The 1622-nt window shown below is 63.2% G+C and carries 1 protein-coding gene; it reads right to left on the reverse strand.

Translation table 11 applies throughout. The annotated features are described in order from the left end of the window. The coding region (locus tag IQ273_RS33040; protein ID WP_194027296.1) for a glycoside hydrolase family 10 protein at positions 1-1622 on the reverse strand (1622 nt) is incomplete at both ends.

Raw genomic sequence — 1622 nt, forward strand, 5'->3', positions numbered from 1 at the left:
AAATTGACACCACGGCACTGGGGCGGCGGGCCTTGACCAACTTGTACACCTCCGCCAAAAAGTCGGAGATTTTGTTGGCTCGCCAGGCCATCCACTCGGCATCTTGCGGGTCACTAGGCGGCGCTTGCCCCCCGTGCTCAGCCCGGTAAAGGTTGATGGTGAAGGGGTCGTAGCCAAAATCGACCGGCAGGCCCAGGTGGTCGTCAAACTGAAAGCCGTCGATCTCGTAGTTGGTGACTAAGTCATTGATGATTTCGAGCTGAAACTTCTGCACCTGGGGATGAAAGGGGTTCATCCAGCGGCGCGGAATCACGTTGCCCTCCATCCAGATGCCGGGGTCGGCCAGAGGTACGTCGTCGGGCAGAAATTCATCTACCTGGGCGACCCACTGATTGGCCCGGTGCTTTTCGCGGGCCAGATCACCAGCCTGGAGCCGTTCTGGCGCACCGAGCTTAGCGGACTCTGAGGGTTTGGCTGCCGCCTTGGGCAGGGCCGAAACCGAGGCGGTCTGTTTTTGGGTAAACCAGTCGGGATGGCGACGGTACAGCTCGTAGTTGGCGGGGGCCATAAAGCCAAATTCAAACCAGGGCACCACCGCCATACCTCGGGCGTGGCCCATATCGATCGCCTCCTGCATCATGTCGCGATCGCTCTCGGAGGCTGGCCCTGGGGCACGCAGGTCACCGTAGAGGTGCTGGCTCACCCCTAGCTCGCGCTTGGCCGTAGCGCTGGGGTAGAGGGTGTGGCCGTAGTTCCACACGACGGGGTAGAGCGTGTTGAAGTTGAGGTCGGCCAGGCGGTTCACCGCCGATTGCAGCGCTTCAGTCGAGAAGAGCACCTGGCTGTCGACGTTGGTCAGCCACACGCCGCGCATTTCGCGCAGCGGCGAGGGCACCGCAGGGGGTTGCGCCTGAGCCACCCAAGCGGGATCAACGGTACGCCGCAGGGCAGGGTTTGAGGCCGCGCCACACACCAGGGCCGCTGCTTCGCCTCGGGTCAGCCGCTGGGTAGGGTTGATGCGATTGGCCTGGGGATAGTTCACCACCACGCCCTGGGCGAGGGCGGCAGCAACGCCTTCGCGAGCGTACTGAGGCACCTGGGGGCCGTCTTCCAGGCTGGTGTTGATGAGGGTATTGGCGGCCAGCTCGTAGTTGGCCCCCAGCTTAGCGGCCAGGGCCATGATCGCTTCAGCTCGTACCAGGGGGCGATCGCGCTGAAAATACTGGTCGGGGTAGTGTGCTGCCACCGTAGGGGCTGTCTCCAGGCCCAGCGCTCGCTCCAGCGGGTTGGCCCAGCCGCCCGCCTGGGCGGGAGGATTGATCTGATTGAGCAGGGCCACGTAATCGCCCCACAAAATATCGTCGTCAGGGTAGAACAGGCCGCTGCGATCGGGAGTGACAACGCCCAGCTGAGCCAGGGTGGTGATGCAGTCTTTGGCCCAGTGGTTTTGAATGTCCACCGGAATAACTCGCCGTGGAGGAATCAGGGGACGGTTTTCGCTGGGGTTTTCACCAGAGTTTTCCCTGGGCAGGATCTGCTTAATTGCGGCGGCGGGCAATTGTGGCGCAGTTGTCCCGCCCGTCTTGGCCAGCAGCGGCAGCACCCCCGGCCCGCTCAGCACC

This window comes from Nodosilinea sp. LEGE 07298 (assembly GCF_015207265.1).
GTDB lineage: Bacteria > Cyanobacteriota > Cyanobacteriia > Phormidesmidales > Phormidesmidaceae > Nodosilinea.